Here is a 16,405-nt window from a genome sequence, read left to right as displayed (position 1 = left end):
ATACATGAACAAAATGGCTGACGTTATGGGTAGGGTTTGGAGTCGGACGCTTTACCGTGCAATGCGTTCCTGTCAACGTGCCAAGGCGCTGGTGCAGGAGGAAAGCGCGCAGGGTACCACCGAGTACGCCATCCTGGTCGGCGTGCTCGTGGTAATCGCGATCATTGCCATCGTTGCATTTAAGGGCAACGTCGAAAAGCTATGGAACGCGATCAAAGACGGCATCAACAGCCTGTAGAAGGCGGGCATTCTGTTGGCGTGCTGCTGGTGCTCGCTTGCCTGATTGTGGCGATAGCGGCGACGCTCTGGGGGCTGAATGCCGTGCGACAGCAGCGTTCTGGGGCCGTCGCGGATGGGAGCTCGGGTGCGGTGGCGCCTCCCGATGACAAAGCGCGGGACACGGCCGACAGGGATGCCGCCGTCACGGCACAAACTTTTCTGCGCGCCCTCGACGAACGGGCGGATGCTGCGGCGGGTCCATCTGCGGACAACGCAGTCGCAGCCCGGCTGACATGGGCCGAGGAGCGACCGATGACCGAGGCTGCCGCGGACCTGTTGCGTGTCTATCGCGAGGTGCCCACAGCCCAGCTCGCTCTAAGCGGTTACCTCGACATCAAGGGCAACGTATGGGGCGCCATCGTGCGCGATGGGCGCGGCTGGGTCGACATGGTGACGGTTGCCGCGGATGCCGGCGACGCCTCGTGCCGCTTACGCGCGGTGCGCTTGGTTCCGCAAGCATCGGGGTCAAAGGAGGGATCGTGAAATGCATGGCGTTCTGCGTGAAGAGGTTGCCCAAGCGACTGTGGAATACGCCATCGTCACGGTGGCGATGTTATCGATCGTGCTGGCGATCGCGGGGCTTTGGCGTGCTGGCACCGATGGGCGCTTGGCGGCGCTGGTTGAGCGGGCGGCATCCCATGGCGTTGCCTCGACATCGGTTATCGACGCCGCCGCAGGCGCCAAAGACATCGCGCTCTATTGATATCGCGCGCGAGGACCGGGCGCAGTCTACGGTCGAGGCCGCTTTTTTGCTGCCGACGTTTCTGACGCTCATCCTGCTTGCGCTGCAGCCGGTGTGCCTGCTCTATACGCGCGCGGTCATGGAGTCTGCCGCCGCCGAGACCGCGCGGCTCATGACCACGACGACGGCGGAGGACGACGACCTCAAGGAGTTTGCCCGCCGCCGTCTCGCCGCGGTGCCCGATGTCTCGATCTTTCACGCCGGCGGACCGTTGTCGTGGGATATCGAGCTTGGCCGGGCGGGCGCAGGGGGCGTTTCGTCTGTATCTATCGCGGGTGATGTAAAGCCGCTGCCCGTGATCGGCGCGTTCGCGCAGGCCATGGGCAATGTGGGGGGAGGAGGAGATGTTGAGTTGAAAGTCGACGTTTCGTACCGATCGCGTCCCGGATGGCTGGAGGGAGACTATGATTCGTGGATTGCCGCGTGGGATTAGGCGTCGCCTGCTGCGAATGATGCGAGGGCTCGTGTGCCGTTGCCGGTCGAATGCCCGCCGCAAGCGGGGCGGCTTCATGGGCCGCTCCGGTATCGACTTGTTTATCGAGGACGGTGCCTACACTACGCTTTCTTCGGCGGTCGTCATACTTGTGGTGCTTACGCTGCTGTTTTCGTCGACGGCGGCGATATGGAGTGTGTCGCGTGCCGGGGATACCCAGGTGGCGGCCGATAGCGGTGCTCTGGCGGGTGCCAACGTGATATCGTCCTACCATACAGCGGCCACGGTGGTGGATGCGAGCATTTTGAGCTTGGGCCTGGCGGGGTTTGCCACAATCGGCACCGGCTTGGTTGCCATGCTGGTGCCGGGTGGGAAAATAGCCGCAAGCGATATGGTCGATACCGGGATTGAGATTATTAAAACGCGCAATAGGTTTGCCAAAAGTGCGTCGGAGGGTTTGAAAAAAGTCGAAACGGCTCTGCCATATCTGGTTGCCGCGCGAGCTACGCAGGCTGTTTCGGCGCAGGATACCGATAACGTGACCTATACCGGCACAGCGCTCGCCGTGCCCAGGACATCGGAGTCGGACTTTGTTGCGCTCGAGGGGTCAGAAATCTCGACCGATGCCATCGAGAGCACCTCAAAAGACCTTGACTATGCTGCCAAGGAACTGAAGAAAGCGTCCGAGAAAACGTCAAAGGCCAAGGAACGCGCCTGGCTTGCCGACTGCGGCGGATCGGACAGAGGCGCAGTCGGAAGCTGTTCGTGCATGTGGGAACGCGCGAGGAGCTTGGCGAAGCTTTCGGATATTGAGAATCCGCACTATGCCTCGAGTGTCACATGGGAGCCGCAAGTGGCGCTCGATCGCGCGAAGGCCTATTACCGCTCGCGCCTTGCAAACGAGGCACCTCAGGGCTCAAGCGTCGAGACGAAGGCGGAGTCGGCGGCGCGCAAGGCGTTTTACACCTATGCGAGTACAGAGGTCAATCGTGCATATGTAACCGAGGACGGAGATGAAGTCACTTCCCATATCCCGCTGTTGCCGCGCAACTCTGAAGAGGTGCGAGCGACGGAACTCTATACCGATGCGGCGTGGCCAATTAGTACCATCGATGACAAGACGTATCTGCATTACGGAACGAGTTGCCCCAACTATAAGAAGGGGTCGCCAGGCGGGTTAGCCTCGGTTGCCGATTATGACGGGCAGGACAGATGCAACAGATGCCATTTTGGCGTTTCGTCGCTCGGTGCCGTTGCAGCGCCTTCGACTTCTATCGAAAACGGCTTCGAATACCACTTTGACAAGTTCAAAGATGCCCTGGAAGACTACGTCGACTGCCGCAACAAAGAACTCGAACTTGAGCGTCAGACCGAGGATGAGGCCGACCGTGCGGGCAATGCGTTTGACCAGGCCATCAAGGCGCTTTCGGGCGAGCGGCCGCGTATCGCCCCGCCCGGCCGAAGCGGCGTGGTCTCCTTTGCGGTCTCGGGCGATATGACCAGTCCCGGTAAGCTCAACTCTTCATTCAATAAGCCGGTTACGCTCGGCAGTCGCGGTGCAATCTCTGCCGCGGTCTTGGCTCCCGACAACGCGACGGCGCAAAACAACGTGCTCTCGCGGTTTTTCTCGACACTGGAAGAGCGCTCGGGCGGCGTTGCCGGCGTACTCGATGGCGTCATGGATGTTTGGGGACGCCTGCTTGTGGGATACGGAGACATCCAAGGTTCGGCCGACGAACTTATGGACGAGATGATTAAAGACCTAGGAGGGGGCAGCGGCGCGTTGGGCTCCATTGCATCGTGGCTCGGCGATACCGTTTCGGCGTCCGTGGCGGCGCTGGGTTTGGAACCGTGCGACTTGCGCCTGCGAAAGCCGGTGCTGACCGATTCCGCTAACGTCATTAAGAGTCCGGGGTCTGACATTGCCGGTCTCTCTCAAGCGCAAGACAAACTGCGAAGTATTCCGTTGGGCGTGACGGATCCCAAGGCGCTCTGCGAGGCGTTGGAATATCAAGTCGAACGCACCATTAGCGGTACGGTGTTCACACTTGCGGAGATTCCGTTGCCCGGCGGTGGTTCCATCCCGCTTACCGTCGATGTCGCTACGCTGGCGGGCGCCTTGGGCGGTGGATCGTAATGGGCGTTGGTGCAGTCTTGTACGAGGAGCGCGCCCAGGCGACGGTCGAGATGGCCGTGGTCGCTCCCGTTTTGCTGGCGCTTGCGCTCATTGTGTACAGCGTCATGGTCTTTGCTGGCGCCGTTGCGCGCTTCGATCGCGTGGTGCCCGATATCGTGCTGGCGCACGCTGTGGCGCCGGAAGGGGAGGGCGATGAGAGCTCTGTCGATGCCTCGATGCGTGTCCAGTCCGAGATTCAGGCGGCTATGCAGGGCTATAATCTGCAGGTCGAGGTCTCGAGCGAGCAGAGCTCGGCGTCGTCTGACGGCGGCTTGCTCTCTCTGTCCGGGACGTTTAGGACCTATGCCTGCGTCATGTACTATGAGCCGTGGCCTAGATTGCTCAGCATTGCCGGCGTTTCTCTGGGGACGCCGGCGAAGCTGTCGCACGAGCGCGCGGTTACGGTCGATCCGTGGCGACCGGGGGTGGTCATGTGAGCGCCGTCTTGTCTTATATCGCCTACGCGCGTGCGCTCAATAGGCTCGGTTGGTCGCCGGCAGAGTTTATGGTGGCAGAATCGTTTGGCGCACGCTTGCGCGGCATGCTGGGCCGCGTGCCGATTACGGCTGACGGACTGCCGCTCGTCATGGCGTTTCCGTGCTGCTCTTCGGTTCACACCTGTTTTATGGCTTATCCCATCGACATTGCCTTTATTGATTGCAGCGGCAATATCCTTGCACGCTACGAAAATGTCCGCCCCTGGCGCATGTGCTCCTGTCCCGGTGCTTGGGCGGTGCTGGAACGCCCTTCAATCCTTGTATCGCCCACTGTCTTGCAACGAGTGCAGGCTTGAAGGCCCTGGGCGAAAAACTTTTTGCGGCCGGTTGATGTCTCTGACGTGCTGCTTTACAGAACCGAGGCGGTGTCCAAAAACTTTTTTCAAATTCTCGGTTGACCGGAGCGCGTCCTTGGTTATACTAATCAAGCCTTGAAACAAGGCACACCTCAAATGGCTGGGTAGCTCAGTTGGTAGAGCAGAGGACTGAAAATCCTCGTGTCAGGGGTTCGATTCCCTTCCCCGCCACCTTGAATTGACTAGGACCTCTGCAAAGAGGTCCTTTTCTTTTATGTAGCCCCTGCACGGAATCGAACCCCGCGAGGGCGCGGAGCTGAGGAAACGCGATAGCGTTTGCCAGCGTAGCTCGCAAGGCGCGCAAGCGCCGCAGCGGTCCGTCCGCGCAGCGCGCGGACGCGATTCCCTTCCCCGCCACCTTGAATTGACTAGGACCTCTGCAAAGAGGTCCTTTTCTTTTATGTGGACCCGCGGAAAACGCATCCCAGAATTTCAATCCTGAGCGGGATGCGCTTTCCGCTTTAGGGGCGCTTGGGAAAATGCGACCCGGAATGACGTGAAATTACGGGACATGCTTTCCGGTTGGGCCTGCTGGCGGAAAATGCATTCCATTATTGAGCAAGAAAACGGGATGCGCCTTCCGGCGCCTGCCTTCGGCGTGCGTGCACATCTTGGCGTACCATCTCGGGTGTGCCCGCCCAGACATTACTCCTACTTTTGCGCCACTTTGCAGACCGTTCGATCGGCTGTCCGTGTGCGCGGGTATACTCAAAACGATACTTTTCCTATGCAATACGATGCGGGTTCGCCCTGCACGATTCGAAGGGGGCCGTGATGGAGAGGATACTCGGCGTTAATCTCTCTGGCTGGTTTATTCCCGAGCCTTGGGTGACCCCGTCGCTGTACGCGGCGACAGGTGCGTCCAATGCGGCGGAACTGCAAGAAGCCATGGGCACTGCTGCCTATAACGAGCGCATGCGTCGCCATTATGAGACATTCGTAAGCGAAGATGATTTTCGCCGTATGGCGCAGATTGGTCTCAATGCCGTGCGTTTGCCGGTGCCCTGGTATGCCTTTGGCTCGCAGGAGTCCGATGCGTCCTACATTTCGGTTATCGACTACATTGACCGTGCAATTGAGTGGGCTGCCAAGTACGACATTCGCGTGCTGCTCGATCTAGCGACTGTGCCCGGTGGCCAGGGCGATTCCAACGATTCGCCCACCACGCCGGAGGCTGTTGCCGAGTGGCATTCGTCCACCAACGGTCGTCACGTTGCGCTCGACGTGCTGGAGCGTTTGGCCGATCGCTACGGCGAAGCCGAAAGCCTTCTGGGCATTGAGCTGCTGGATGCACCTCGAATGAGTGTCCGCAAGAGTCTCTTTACCATGACGGATGGCATTCCGGCCCACTACCTGCGCAATTTCTATCGCGATGCCTACGAGCTCGTCCGTTCGTATATGCCCGAGGACAAGATCGTCGTCTTTTCGTCCTCAGGACATCCCAGCGAGTGGAAGCATTTTATGCGCGGCGCCAAGTACAAGAACGTCTACATGGACCTTCACCTGTACCATTACCGCGACGAGCATGCGCTCGACATCACGAGCCCCCGCGGGCTGACGACGGCGATTTCCCGCAACAAGCGCGAGCTTAAAGAAGCGATTTCGACAGGGTTCCCCGTGCTGGTGGGCGAATGGTCGGGCGCGGCGATCTTTGCCAACTCGTCGGTTACGCCCGAGGGCCGCAATGCCTACGAGCGCGTGTTTATCGCCAATCAGCTGGCTTCGTTTGCGCCGGCTGCCGGTTGGTTCTTCCAAACGTGGAAGACCGAGAAACGCATCGCAGCATGGGACGCCCGCGCGGCGCTCGGTACGCTCGAGCGCGGCATGATTGAATAGGTTGATATGACGCAAAACAGCGCCCGTACGGGCAAACTCTATGTGGTCGGAACACCCATCGGCAACCTGGGCGACCTGTCTCCGCGCGTTGGCGAGGCGTTTGCCGCCGCCGATGCGATCTGCTGCGAGGACACGCGCGTGACCTCAAAGCTACTGATGCACCTGGGCATTTTCAAGCCGCTTGTCCGTTGTGACGAGAATGTGATCGCCAGCCGCGCCGCCGGCCTGGTTGACCGCCTGCTGGCGGGGGAGACCCTCGCTTTTGCCTCGGATGCCGGCATGCCGAGCGTGTCCGATCCCGGCCAAGCGCTGGTCGAGGCGGCGCGTGAGGCCGATGTGCCCGTCGAAGTTATTCCCGGGCCCTCTGCTTGCGTCACGGCGCTCGTTTCGTCCGGCATTCCCTGCGAGCATTTTTTCTTCGAGGGCTTTTTGGGCCGAAAACACGGCGACCGTGTACGCCGTTTGCAGCGCCTTGCCGTGGTGCCTGGCGCGCTCATCTTCTACGAGTCTCCACATCGCATCGTGGCGACGCTCGAGGCCGTGGCAGAGGTCTTTCCCCAGCGTGAGGTTGCCGTCTGCCGCGAACTCACCAAGCTGCACGAGGAGGTCTTGCGCGGGCCCGCCGCCCAGCTTGCCGAGGGGCTGCGTGCTCGCGGCGAAGTAAAGGGCGAGATTGCGCTGGTCATCGCGCCACCGAGTGAAGATGAGGAGGCCGGCATCGTGCCGGTTGGCGCAGCGGCAGCGGATCCCGATGAGGCCCTGCGCGCGGATATCCGTGTCGCGCTCGAGGAGGGGGAGCCCGCCTCTGCGGTGGCCAAGCGCCTGTCTCAGAAGTATTCACGCCGCAAGCGCGATGTCTATGCCATGGTGCTCAATATGCAATAGATGGAGGATATCCAGCCCTTGCGTTAGAATCATCCCCTGTATGCAACGTTTTTCTGGAGGACAAACCCCATGGATCAAAGCAAGCCTTCGTTCTTTATCACGACGCCCATCTACTACGTCAATGCCGATCCGCATCTGGGCACGGCTTATTCCACTATCATCGCCGACGTCCAGGCTCGCTATCGCCGCTCCGCCGGCTATAACGTCAAGTTCCTGACCGGCATGGACGAGCACGGCGAGAAGGTCGCCGAGGCCGCAGCCAAGCATGGCATGACGCCGCAGGAGTGGACCGACAGCCAGGCTCCGCACTTCAAGGAGCTTTGGAGCAAACTCGAGATCTCCAACGACGACTTCATCCGCACCACCGAGCCGCGCCAGCATCATGCGGTGCAGTATCTATGGGAGCGCATGAAGGAGTCTGGCTACCTGTATAAGGGCAGCTACGACGGTTGGTACTGTGTGCCCGACGAGACTTACTTTACCGACACGCAGGTCCAGAAGGGTGACGAGGAATACGGCAGCGTCGGCCAGCACCTGTGTCCCGACTGTCATCGTCCGCTCGAGCGCGTGCAGGAGGAGTCCTACTTCTTCAAGCTTTCCGCTTTCCAGGACAAGCTGCTCAAGCTCTATGACGAGCATCCCGATTTCGTCGAGCCTGCATTCCGCATGAACGAGGTGCGTAGCTTTGTCGAGGGCGGCCTCAACGACCTTTCCGTGAGCCGTACGAGCTTTGACTGGGGCATCCAGGTTCCATTCGATGAGGGCCATGTGACCTATGTGTGGTTCGACGCGCTGCTCAACTACATGACGGCTGTCGGCTACGGTGTCGACACCGACGAGGCCCGTGCCGAGCTGGCCTATCGCTGGCCTGCGCAGTTCCACATTGTGGGCAAGGACATCATTCGCTTTCACTGCGTCATTTGGCCCGCTATGCTCATGGCCATTGGCGAGGCTCTGCCCGAGCACGTCTTTGCTCACGGCTTCCTGACCGTGCGCAATGCCGAGACTGGCAAGGCCGAGAAGATGTCCAAGAGCCGTGGCAACGCCATTGCCCCGCAGGATGTTATCGACATGCTGGGTGTCGAGGGTTATCGCTACTACTTTATGACCGACGTGGTCCCCGGCACCGACGGCGCTATCAGCTTCGATCGCATGGAGCAGGTCTACAACGCCGATCTCGCTAACAGCTGGGGCAACCTCATCTCGCGTTCGCTCAATATGAGCGGTAAGTACTTTGATGGTTGCGCGCCCGCCAAGCCCGCATCGTTCGATGCGTTCGATAACCCGCTGGCAAAGATCGCCGATGGCCTGGCCGAGCGCTACATGGCCAAGATGGATGTGCTCGATTACGGTGGAGCCAAAGACGAGGTTATGGAGCTCATCCACGCCGCCAACCACTACATCGAGGACTCCGAGCCCTGGGCACTTGCCAAGGACGAGGCCAAGGCCGACGAGCTGGCGTTTGTGATCTACAACCTCCTCGAGGCCATCCGCATTGCCGCTCACCTGCTGATGCCGCTCATGCCCCAGACTTCTACCGAGGCCCTGCGCCGCCTGTCGTGCGAGGACGAGGCCGCGAGCGACGATCTCAAGGGCATTTGCGCTTGGGGTCTGCTTGCCGGTGGTCAGCCCGTCGAGAAGGGTGAGCCGCTGTTCCCGCGCCTGGGTTAAGACGCCGCGCGCCATATCGGCAATCTGCTGTTTAGGTGTAAGGGCATGGCCGCAACGGTCCATGCCCTTTTGTTTCAAGACGCCGCCACCATGCTAAGGAGGCAACTATGACAACTTCGCCTTTGGCAAACCCCACGGCAACAAGGGAGCTGCTGGAGGAGTTTGGCCTTGCGACCAAGCATCGCCTGGGCCAGAACTTCCTGATCGACAACCATGTGATCGAGCGTATTTGCGAGCTTTCCGAACTTGCGGGCGATGAGCGCTTGCTCGAGGTCGGTCCGGGCGTTGGAACGCTCACGCTTGCGCTGCTTCAGGAGGCGGCGTGCGTCACGTCGATTGAGGCCGATCCCGAGCTCGAGCCGGTGCTCGATGCCCATGCCGCCGACTATGCTAACTTCCGCTTTATCATGGGCGACGCGCTCAAGGTGTGCCCGGAGCAGATTGAGCAGGCCGCGGGCGGTGAGCCGACGGTATTTGTCGCGAACTTGCCCTATAACGTGGCAGCGACGATCATTCTGCAGTTCTTCCAGACGATGCCCGCGCTCAAGCGCGCCGTCGTCATGGTTCAAAAGGAGGTTGCCGATCGCATTGCCGCAACGCCGGGCAACAAGACCTACGGCGGCTATACGGCAAAGCTCGGCCTGTATGCGCAGGTGACGGGTCGCTTTGAGGTGCCGCCGCGCTGCTTTATGCCGGCGCCGCATGTGGATTCGGCCGTCGTGCGCATCGACCGTGTTGACGGCGTAGCGCCCGAGGGGCTTGATCGTGAGTTTGTGGCCCGCGTGATTGACGCTGCGTTTGCTCAGCGTCGCAAGACCATCCGCAATTCCATGAGCGCCAACGGCTTTGCCAGGGACGTGCTCGATGCCGCCTTTGAGGCTTGCGGCATCGCACCCAGCACGCGCGCCGAGACGCTTGGCGTTGCCGATTTTGTCCGTCTAGCTCAGGAGCTAATCCATGATGCCTAATGACGAGCGCGTGACGTTTACCAAGAAAAAGAAAACGGTTGCTTGCCCCGTGCCCTTGGCGCCGCTTGCCGATACGCACGCGCACTTGCTCTCGTTTTGGGGCAAGGAAGTACCCGAGACGCTTGTGCGCGCCAAGGCTGCAGGCGTCGACCTGTTGGTGACGATTTTTGATCCCATTGCCGACAAACGCAGCGTGACGGACTATAGCGACTGGCTGGTGCGCGAGATCTTGCCGATGCGGGATATTCCGCAGATAAAATATCTCGCCGGTGTGCACCCCTATGGCGCGCCGGACTATACCGATGACATTCATGCACAGGTCGTTGCTGCGATTGATGATCCCTTATGCGTCGGTATCGGCGAGATCGGTCTGGACTACCACATGGATTACGACGACGACATCGCGCCGGCGCCCCACAGCGTGCAGATTGACTGCATGGCACGTCAGCTCGAAGTTGCCGTACGCCGCAATGTGCCGGTGGAGTTGCATCTGCGCCACGAGGACGCGGATGGGGAGCGCTCCTCGCATGTGGATGCGTACAACGTGCTGCGCGAGGTGGGTGTGCCTCAGGCCGGTTGCGTGCTGCACTGCTTTGGCGAGGATCGCGCCACGATGGAGCGCTTTGTGGGTTTGGGCTGCTATATCGCCTATGGCGGCGCGGCCACCTTTAAGCGCAACAATGATGTGCGCGAGGCATTTGCGTCAACCCCGCTCGATCGAATTTTGTTCGAGACGGATTGCCCGTATATGGCTCCGGAGCCCATTCGCGGTCTTGAGTGTGAGCCGGCAATGATTTCCATCACGGCAAACGCGCTGGTCAACGACCGTGTCGATCGTACTGGAGAGAAAGCAGAGACAATTGCGCAAGCTGCGTGGGACAATGCCTGCAAACTTTTTCAAAAATAGTTCTTGCGTTCACGGTGGCGCTCCGTTATTCTAATTCCTGCACGCGGGCGTGGCGGAATTGGCAGACGCGTACGGTTCAGGTCCGTATGGGGGCAACCCCATGAAGGTTCAAGTCCTTTCGCCCGCACCATTGATTGAAAGAGCTCCCAGCAATGGGAGCTTTTTTGTTATGGGCCCATCGCAGGGACTTGAACCTGCGAAGGAGCGAGCGTCAAGAAAACGCGGAGCGTTTTTAGCGAGCTGGCGAGTCCGCCGGCAGGCGGGCGAAGCCGGTGCGGATCCGCGCAGCGGATACGCGGACGTCCTTTCGCCCGCACCATTGATTGAAAGAGCTCCCAGCAATGGGAGCTTTTTTTGTTATGGGCCTCCTGATGGTGTCACATGGCTGCTTTGTGCGGGTATCCTAGTGCCAACGTGTGCCCATCGGAGGAGAGACCATGCTGTTATCCGGTATTATCGCTGCCCTTACGAGCCTTCTACTTCCCATCATCATTTTGTTGCTACTGCTTCCCAACGCCTGCTATGTCGTTGAACAGCAGCATGCTGTGATCATCGAGCGCCTGGGCAAGTTTAACCGCATCGTCAACGCGGGTTTCCACATGAAGGTGCCCGTGATCGACCGCAAGGCCGCCACGGTGAGTCTGCGCACCATGAAAAACGGTTTTGGGATCGACGTTAAGACCCAGGACAACGTGACTATCGGCCTTGAGGTCTCTGCTCAGTACCACGTGAGCTATGACATGGGAGCCGGCCCGGCAGATTCGGGCATCTACAAGAGCTACTACATGCTGCAGGAGCCCGTCGACCAGATGCGCGACTTCATTACCGATGCCCTGCGCTCTTCCATCCCTGTCTATACCCTTGATGAGGTCTTTGCCAAGAAGGATGACATCGCCAAGGACGTCAACGCCACCGTATCCGAGCAGATGGCCGCCTACGGCTTTACCCTCGTGTCGACGCTCATCACCAAGATCGCGCTGCCGACCGAGGTCGAGAACTCTATGAATGACATCAACGCCGCCCAGCGTAAGCGCGCTGCTGCGCAGGAGCTCGCTGAGGCCGACCGCATCAAGCGCGTTACCGAGGCGACCGCCGAGGCCGAGGCAATGGAAAAGGCGGGCGAAGGCATCGCCAACCAGCGCAAGGCCATCGCGCTGGGTATCAAGGATTCGCTCGAGATTATCCAGGAGACGGGCGTCGGCAACGATGAGGCCAACCAGCTGTTCATGTTTACGCAATGGTCCGAGATGATGACGGAGTTCGCTCGCACGGGTAAAACATCGACGGTCGTGCTGCCGAGCGACTTTTCGCAGTCGGCCTCTATGTTCGAGCAGATGCTGACCGCCGGCAAAGTTCAAAACGATTCGAAGGAGTAGGCGCGCGTGAAGTGCACCGTTGTATGCGTCGGTAAGCTCAAAGAGCGTTTTTGGAAGGATGCCTGCGCCGAGTACACCAAGCGCCTGGGCGCCTATGCCAAGGTGGATATGCGCGAGGTGGCCGATATCGACCCGGCCAAGGCGGGCGGCGTGGATGCCGCGCGCGACAAGGAGGGAGCGGCGATTCTTGCAGCCCTGCCGCCCCGAGCGCATGTGATCCTGCTGGCCATTGAGGGCAAAGAGCGCTCGAGTGAGGAACTCTCGGCGCGGCTCGATGATCTTATGTTGCGAGGCAACAGCGACATCGCCTTTGTGATTGGCGGATCGGACGGCGTGAGCGACGATGTTCGCTCACGAGCTGACGAAATGCTCAGCTTTGGACGCATTACCTTGCCGCATAACTTGGCGCGCGTGGTGCTGCTGGAGCAGGTCTACCGCGCCTGCAAGATTAGCCGTGGTGAGCCGTATCACAAATAGGTCGGCAACACGAAACAATGCCGTGGGACAATAGCTCTCGATTTGAAGAACCTGTCTGAGAGGACTATGAGATATGAAGATTGGATTTGTCGGTTTTGGCAATATGGCGAGCGCTATGGCCGATGGCTGGATTGCCGCCGGTGTGGCTGCGAGCGACATGTGTGCCTGCGCGGGCCGCTACGATGCCCTGGTTGAGCGCTGTGAGGCGCGTGGGATACTTGCCTGTCGTAATGCGGCGGAGGTTGTCGCTGTATCCGATATCGTGGTTGCTGCGGTCAAGCCGTACATGATCGAGAAGGTCTTCGCTCCGCTCAAGGATACTCTTGCCGATAAGGTCGTCCTTTCGGTCGCCTGGACTTGGGACAGTGTCAAGTGGGAGCAGGTTCTGCCGGGTGTCGCGCACATCTCGACGGTCCCCAATACACCGGTTTCGGTGGGCGAGGGCGTCATCGCCTGCGAGAAGTCCTCTACGCTCAACGGCGAGCAGCGTGCCGTGGTGCTCGACCTGCTCGGAAAGCTTGGCACTGTCGTTGAGCTCGATACGAGCTTGCTGTTTGTGGGCGGTACCGTGGGCGGTTGCGCCCCGGCATTTGTTGCCATGGCGATTGAGGCCCTGGGCGACGCGGCCGTCAAGCACGGCATTCCGCGCGCCGACGCCTATCGCATTGTGAGCCAGATGGTTCTGGGTACGGCGAAACTGCAGCTTGCAACTGGGCAGCATCCTGCGGCGATGAAGGATGCCGTGTGCTCGCCCGGCGGCGCAACCATCAAGGGCGTCGTCGCGCTCGAGGACGCCGGCATGCGCAGCGCCCTGGTCAAGGCCATCGACGCCACCCTTCAGTAAACCTGCCATTTAGGGACAGGTTTATTTTGGCAGATTTTTCCTGCGGTTTTATCTCTATAGCGAAAAGCGCCCCGCAACCGGGTTGATACCGGTTGCGGGGCGTTTGCGTTTGCCCAGATGAAACCGACCAAAATAAACCTGTCCCTAAATGGCAGGTTAGTCCCAGAAGCTGTCTTGATCTTCTTCGGATTTGGGCCCGCGGTCGACGTAGAGCTTATGGGTGCGCTTCTCCATTACAAAGGCAAGAATCGCAAACAGCAGGATGCCGCCGGCGAAAAGGATGGCAAAACCGGTGCGGGTGCCAAACAAAAAGGAAAAAACTGCGTCCATTGGGTGCCTTCTTGCGTAGTTGAGTTGGGTCGTAAACGCTCATAAGTATATACTTGCCCATACATGTACAAGGTTGCAACCTAAATGGAATGTATATCGCCGGAGGATCTAATGCTTGATATCAAGTTTGTTCGCGAGAACCCCGATGCCATCGATACCGCCATGGCTAACCGCCAGACGTCTTGGGATCGCGAGAAGTTCTTTGAGCTCGACGATGAGCGTCGTGCCGTCATCACCGAGGTCGAGGAGCTCCAGGCCACGCGTAATGCCGAGTCCAAGAAGATCGGCGCCCTGATGAAGGAGGGCAAGAAGGACGAGGCCGAGGCCGCCAAGGAGGCCGTGCGCGCCGTCAACGAGAAGATCGACGGTCTGGCCGAGCGCCGCACCGCTCTCGAGCAGGAGCAGTACGACTTTATGGCTCACCTGCCCAACATCCCCTGCGAGGCCACCCCGTACGGCAAGGACGAGGACGAGAACATCGAGCGCCGTCGTTGGGGCACCCCGCGCGTGTTCGACTTCGACTTTAAACCGCACTGGGATCTGGGCACCGACCTCGACATCCTCGACTTCGAGCGCGGCAACAAGCTCTCCGGTAGCCGCTTCACCGTTCTCGGTGGCGCCGGCGCCCGTCTGGAGCGCGCCCTCATCAACTTCTTCCTCGATACGCACACCAGCCGTGGTTTTAAGGAGTGGTGGCCGCCCATCGTCGTCAAGCGCCAGACCATGTTTGGCACGGGCCAGCTGCCCAAGTTCGAGGACGACGCCTATCATGTCTCGGGCGATAACTTCCTGATCCCCACCGCCGAGGTCGTGCTTACCAACCTGCACGCCGGCGAGGTTCTCGATGCCGACACCCTGCCGCGCCGCTACACCGCCTTCACCCCCTGCTTCCGCGAGGAGGCCGGCTCTGCTGGTCGCGACACCCGCGGCATCATCCGCCAGCACGAGTTCGACAAGGTCGAGATGGTCAAGTTTGCCAAGCCGGAGGAGTCCGACGAGGAGCTCGAGAGCATGACCGCTGAGGCCGAGTTCCTGCTTCAGCAGCTGGGTCTTCCGTATCGCGTGATTAGCCTGTGCACCGGTGACCTGGGCTTCTCTGCCCGTCAGACCTACGACATCGAGGTCTGGCTGCCGAGCTACAACGCCTACAAGGAGATTAGCTCCTGCTCCAACTGCGGCGACTTCCAGGCTCGCCGCGCCAACATCAAGTATCGCGATCCCGAGAATTTCAAGGGCTCGCGCTACCTGCATACCCTTAACGGTTCCGGTCTACCGGCTGGCCGCACCATGGCCGCCATTCTGGAGAACTACCAGAACGCCGACGGCACCATTACGATCCCCGAGGTTCTGCGTCCTTACATGGGCGGCCTCGAGAAGATCGAGCCGGTCGCGTAGGTTTGCTGCATAAGCGATTTTCGGGGGCGCCCCTATCCGGGGCGCCTTTTTTGTGCTCGGAGCCTTACCATGTCGCGCGGACAGCTCAATAGAAAATACACGAACAAGTGTTCTGTATACGGTCGTCTACCTGCTATGCTTTTACTAGATACGAGCGAGAGAAGGGGGATGTGATGGACCTGTTTGATGAGCGGGTAGTTTTGTTTGAGAGCGATGAAGGTGGGGAGCACCTGCTAGTTACGTGTGAGCCATCGGGTATGGGTGGCTTGGTGGTGAGGCAAACGAGTGAGGGTCCGTTGACCCAATGGTGCTTTGAGGAGTCGCCACATGTAGTTGAGACCTTTGTGACGCACGAAGGGCTTGCAACACTCGAACGGTTCTATGGAGTCGGGACTTCTAACCAGGTGGCACGCATGCTGAGTATCTCGTTTGCCGAGTATGATTGCGCCCAGCGGGTGCGCTCGCTATTGAGGGATCTCGGTGTTGGGTTCGATGTGGTTGAAAAGCCGATCGATCGTATGGGAAACGGTGATACATGCGGAGCTGCATGAGGAAAATGGTCTAGAAAAAAATCAAGATTGTGCTTGACTCCAATTAACTAAAATGGTTTCATATGTCTTGCGCTGCGGCGTTACCTCAGCTGGATAGAGGGTCTGACTACGAATCAGAACGTCATAGGTTCGAATCCTATACGCCGCACCAATCGAACTTAAAGCCTCCGGCAACGGGGGCTTTTCTTTTTTGGAAGCCATGCATGGATTCGAACCTCGGTCGAGGCGCGAGCGTAAAGAAAACGCGGAGCGTTTTTAGCGAGCGGGCGAGCGCGCCGGCAGGCGGGCGAAGCCGGTGCGGATCCGCGAAGCGGATGCGCGGAATCCTATACGCCGCACCAATCGGACTTGAAGCCTCCGGCAACGGGGGCTTTTCTTTTTTGGAAGCCATGCATGGATTCGAACCTCGGTCGAGGCGCGAGCAGCATAATCACCACATCGTAAAATTTTTTCAAATTGTCGCTTGACCCGTCGGGGCCTCGCGTGCATAATAATCCGTGCGTTGCGGCGTTACCTCAGCTGGATAGAGGGTCTGACTACGAATCAGAACGTCATAGGTTCGAATCCTATACGCCGCACCAATTGACTTTAAAGCTCCCGGCAACGGGGGCTTTTCTTTTTTGGAAGCCATGCATGGATTCGAACCTCGGTCGAGGCGCGAGCGTAAAGAAAACGCGGAGCG

General features: G+C 59.5%; 18 protein-coding genes and 4 tRNA genes. 21 read left to right on the top strand and 1 reads right to left on the bottom strand.

The window, feature by feature from the left end; all coding sequences use genetic code 11:
* Nucleotides 1-4: 4 nt before the first annotated feature.
* From ACQQ92_RS04755 to proC, 17 genes are all read left to right on the top strand, one after another.
* Complete coding sequence (locus ACQQ92_RS04755; protein ID WP_427719148.1) at nucleotides 5-238, top strand: hypothetical protein; 234 nt, start codon at nucleotides 5-7, stop codon at nucleotides 236-238.
* A 293-nt stretch (nucleotides 239-531) separates the two neighbouring features.
* On the top strand, nucleotides 532-762 hold the full coding sequence (locus ACQQ92_RS04750) for a hypothetical protein (RefSeq protein ID WP_154517646.1): 231 nt from the start codon (nucleotides 532-534) through the stop codon (nucleotides 760-762).
* A gap of 1 nt (nucleotide 763) precedes the next feature.
* The gene (locus ACQQ92_RS04745; RefSeq protein WP_427795918.1) at nucleotides 764-982 is read left to right on the top strand and encodes a hypothetical protein; all 219 of its coding nucleotides are present in this window, start codon (nucleotides 764-766) and stop codon (nucleotides 980-982) included.
* Entirely contained in the window at nucleotides 918-1,454 is a 537-nt protein-coding gene (locus ACQQ92_RS04740) for a TadE/TadG family type IV pilus assembly protein (protein ID WP_427795917.1), read from the top strand. The genes ACQQ92_RS04745 and ACQQ92_RS04740 overlap by 65 nt, the downstream gene beginning before the upstream one ends.
* 76 nt (nucleotides 1,455-1,530) lie before the next feature.
* The gene (locus tag ACQQ92_RS04735; RefSeq protein WP_427795916.1) at nucleotides 1,531-3,591 is read left to right on the top strand and encodes a hypothetical protein; all 2,061 of its coding nucleotides are present in this window, start codon (nucleotides 1,531-1,533) and stop codon (nucleotides 3,589-3,591) included.
* A complete protein-coding gene (locus ACQQ92_RS04730) occupies nucleotides 3,591-4,067 on the top strand; it encodes a hypothetical protein (RefSeq protein WP_427795915.1) in 477 nt (158 codons plus the stop codon). Before ACQQ92_RS04735 ends, ACQQ92_RS04730 begins: the two co-directional genes overlap by 1 nt.
* The gene (locus ACQQ92_RS04725) at nucleotides 4,064-4,423 is read left to right on the top strand and encodes a DUF192 domain-containing protein (RefSeq protein ID WP_427795914.1); all 360 of its coding nucleotides are present in this window, start codon (nucleotides 4,064-4,066) and stop codon (nucleotides 4,421-4,423) included. The genes ACQQ92_RS04730 and ACQQ92_RS04725 overlap by 4 nt, the downstream gene beginning before the upstream one ends.
* Before the next feature lie 158 nt (nucleotides 4,424-4,581).
* Nucleotides 4,582-4,654: transfer RNA gene (locus tag ACQQ92_RS04720), tRNA-Phe, on the top strand.
* 603 nt (nucleotides 4,655-5,257) lie between these two features.
* On the top strand, nucleotides 5,258-6,319 hold the full coding sequence (locus ACQQ92_RS04715) for a glycoside hydrolase family 5 protein (protein ID WP_427794304.1): 1,062 nt from the start codon (nucleotides 5,258-5,260) through the stop codon (nucleotides 6,317-6,319).
* 6 nt (nucleotides 6,320-6,325) lie between these two features.
* Nucleotides 6,326-7,204, top strand: a complete 879-nt coding sequence (rsmI, locus tag ACQQ92_RS04710; RefSeq protein ID WP_427794305.1) for a 16S rRNA (cytidine(1402)-2'-O)-methyltransferase — start codon at nucleotides 6,326-6,328, stop codon at nucleotides 7,202-7,204.
* Nucleotides 7,205-7,273: 69 nt separating this feature from the next.
* Nucleotides 7,274-8,875 carry a methionine--tRNA ligase gene (gene metG / locus ACQQ92_RS04705; protein ID WP_154517665.1) on the top strand — a complete coding sequence of 534 codons (1,602 nt, stop codon included), beginning with the start codon at nucleotides 7,274-7,276 and terminating at the stop codon, nucleotides 8,873-8,875.
* A gap of 107 nt (nucleotides 8,876-8,982) precedes the next feature.
* The gene (gene rsmA, locus ACQQ92_RS04700) at nucleotides 8,983-9,843 is read left to right on the top strand and encodes a 16S rRNA (adenine(1518)-N(6)/adenine(1519)-N(6))-dimethyltransferase RsmA (RefSeq protein WP_427794306.1); all 861 of its coding nucleotides are present in this window, start codon (nucleotides 8,983-8,985) and stop codon (nucleotides 9,841-9,843) included.
* Nucleotides 9,833-10,750, top strand: a complete 918-nt coding sequence (locus tag ACQQ92_RS04695; RefSeq protein ID WP_427795913.1) for a TatD family hydrolase — start codon at nucleotides 9,833-9,835, stop codon at nucleotides 10,748-10,750. The genes rsmA and ACQQ92_RS04695 overlap by 11 nt, the downstream gene beginning before the upstream one ends.
* 43 nt (nucleotides 10,751-10,793) lie before the next feature.
* Nucleotides 10,794-10,880: transfer RNA gene (locus tag ACQQ92_RS04690), tRNA-Leu, on the top strand.
* A gap of 307 nt (nucleotides 10,881-11,187) precedes the next feature.
* Entirely contained in the window at nucleotides 11,188-12,126 is a 939-nt protein-coding gene (locus ACQQ92_RS04685; RefSeq protein ID WP_117848150.1) for an SPFH domain-containing protein, read from the top strand.
* A gap of 6 nt (nucleotides 12,127-12,132) precedes the next feature.
* Nucleotides 12,133-12,603 carry a 23S rRNA (pseudouridine(1915)-N(3))-methyltransferase RlmH gene (gene rlmH, locus ACQQ92_RS04680; RefSeq protein WP_370450649.1) on the top strand — a complete coding sequence of 157 codons (471 nt, stop codon included), beginning with the start codon at nucleotides 12,133-12,135 and terminating at the stop codon, nucleotides 12,601-12,603.
* A gap of 73 nt (nucleotides 12,604-12,676) precedes the next feature.
* Nucleotides 12,677-13,447 (top strand): pyrroline-5-carboxylate reductase, encoded by a 771-nt coding sequence (gene proC, locus ACQQ92_RS04675; protein ID WP_427795912.1) that lies wholly within the window; start codon nucleotides 12,677-12,679, stop codon nucleotides 13,445-13,447.
* Between the two features lie 156 nt (nucleotides 13,448-13,603).
* On the opposite strand, the gene ACQQ92_RS04670 is transcribed toward proC, so the two are convergent.
* Nucleotides 13,604-13,777: a DUF6724 family protein gene (locus ACQQ92_RS04670; protein ID WP_195838594.1), complete on the bottom strand. Its 174-nt coding sequence runs from the start codon at nucleotides 13,775-13,777 to the stop codon at nucleotides 13,604-13,606.
* A 111-nt stretch (nucleotides 13,778-13,888) separates the two neighbouring features.
* On the opposite strand from ACQQ92_RS04670, the gene serS reads away from it, so the two are divergent.
* The 4 genes from serS to ACQQ92_RS04650 all read left to right on the top strand — a co-directional run bounded on the left by serS (nucleotide 13,889) and on the right by ACQQ92_RS04650 (nucleotide 16,304).
* Nucleotides 13,889-15,172, top strand: a complete 1,284-nt coding sequence (serS, locus tag ACQQ92_RS04665; RefSeq protein ID WP_427729163.1) for a serine--tRNA ligase — start codon at nucleotides 13,889-13,891, stop codon at nucleotides 15,170-15,172.
* A 173-nt stretch (nucleotides 15,173-15,345) separates the two neighbouring features.
* On the top strand, nucleotides 15,346-15,723 hold the full coding sequence (locus ACQQ92_RS04660) for a hypothetical protein (protein ID WP_154517675.1): 378 nt from the start codon (nucleotides 15,346-15,348) through the stop codon (nucleotides 15,721-15,723).
* 74 nt (nucleotides 15,724-15,797) lie between these two features.
* Nucleotides 15,798-15,874: transfer RNA gene (locus ACQQ92_RS04655), tRNA-Arg, on the top strand.
* 353 nt (nucleotides 15,875-16,227) lie between these two features.
* Nucleotides 16,228-16,304, top strand: a tRNA-Arg gene (locus ACQQ92_RS04650).
* Nucleotides 16,305-16,405 lie beyond the last annotated feature (101 nt).

Origin of the sequence: Collinsella sp. SGI.241, from assembly GCF_050312955.1 — a bacterium.
Lineage (GTDB): Bacteria > Actinomycetota > Coriobacteriia > Coriobacteriales > Coriobacteriaceae > Collinsella.
Note: the sequence above shows the minus strand (reverse complement) of the source record. Positions and strands in the feature narration are given on the sequence as shown.

Coding starts and splice junctions, on each gene's coding strand:
- ACQQ92_RS04755 (WP_427719148.1), top strand. CDS start 5: ATGAACAAAATGGCTGACGTTATGGGTAGGGTTTGGAGTCGGACGCTT.
- ACQQ92_RS04750 (WP_154517646.1), top strand. CDS start 532: ATGACCGAGGCTGCCGCGGACCTGTTGCGTGTCTATCGCGAGGTGCCC.
- ACQQ92_RS04745 (WP_427795918.1), top strand. CDS start 764: ATGCATGGCGTTCTGCGTGAAGAGGTTGCCCAAGCGACTGTGGAATAC.
- ACQQ92_RS04740 (WP_427795917.1), top strand. CDS start 918: ATGGCGTTGCCTCGACATCGGTTATCGACGCCGCCGCAGGCGCCAAAG.
- ACQQ92_RS04735 (WP_427795916.1), top strand. CDS start 1,531: ATGGGCCGCTCCGGTATCGACTTGTTTATCGAGGACGGTGCCTACACT.
- ACQQ92_RS04730 (WP_427795915.1), top strand. CDS start 3,591: ATGGGCGTTGGTGCAGTCTTGTACGAGGAGCGCGCCCAGGCGACGGTC.
- ACQQ92_RS04715 (WP_427794304.1), top strand. CDS start 5,258: ATGGAGAGGATACTCGGCGTTAATCTCTCTGGCTGGTTTATTCCCGAG.
- rsmI (WP_427794305.1), top strand. CDS start 6,326: ATGACGCAAAACAGCGCCCGTACGGGCAAACTCTATGTGGTCGGAACA.
- metG (WP_154517665.1), top strand. CDS start 7,274: ATGGATCAAAGCAAGCCTTCGTTCTTTATCACGACGCCCATCTACTAC.
- rsmA (WP_427794306.1), top strand. CDS start 8,983: ATGACAACTTCGCCTTTGGCAAACCCCACGGCAACAAGGGAGCTGCTG.
- ACQQ92_RS04695 (WP_427795913.1), top strand. CDS start 9,833: ATGATGCCTAATGACGAGCGCGTGACGTTTACCAAGAAAAAGAAAACG.
- ACQQ92_RS04685 (WP_117848150.1), top strand. CDS start 11,188: ATGCTGTTATCCGGTATTATCGCTGCCCTTACGAGCCTTCTACTTCCC.
- proC (WP_427795912.1), top strand. CDS start 12,677: ATGAAGATTGGATTTGTCGGTTTTGGCAATATGGCGAGCGCTATGGCC.
- ACQQ92_RS04670 (WP_195838594.1), bottom strand. CDS start 13,777: ATGGACGCAGTTTTTTCCTTTTTGTTTGGCACCCGCACCGGTTTTGCC.
- serS (WP_427729163.1), top strand. CDS start 13,889: ATGCTTGATATCAAGTTTGTTCGCGAGAACCCCGATGCCATCGATACC.
- ACQQ92_RS04660 (WP_154517675.1), top strand. CDS start 15,346: ATGGACCTGTTTGATGAGCGGGTAGTTTTGTTTGAGAGCGATGAAGGT.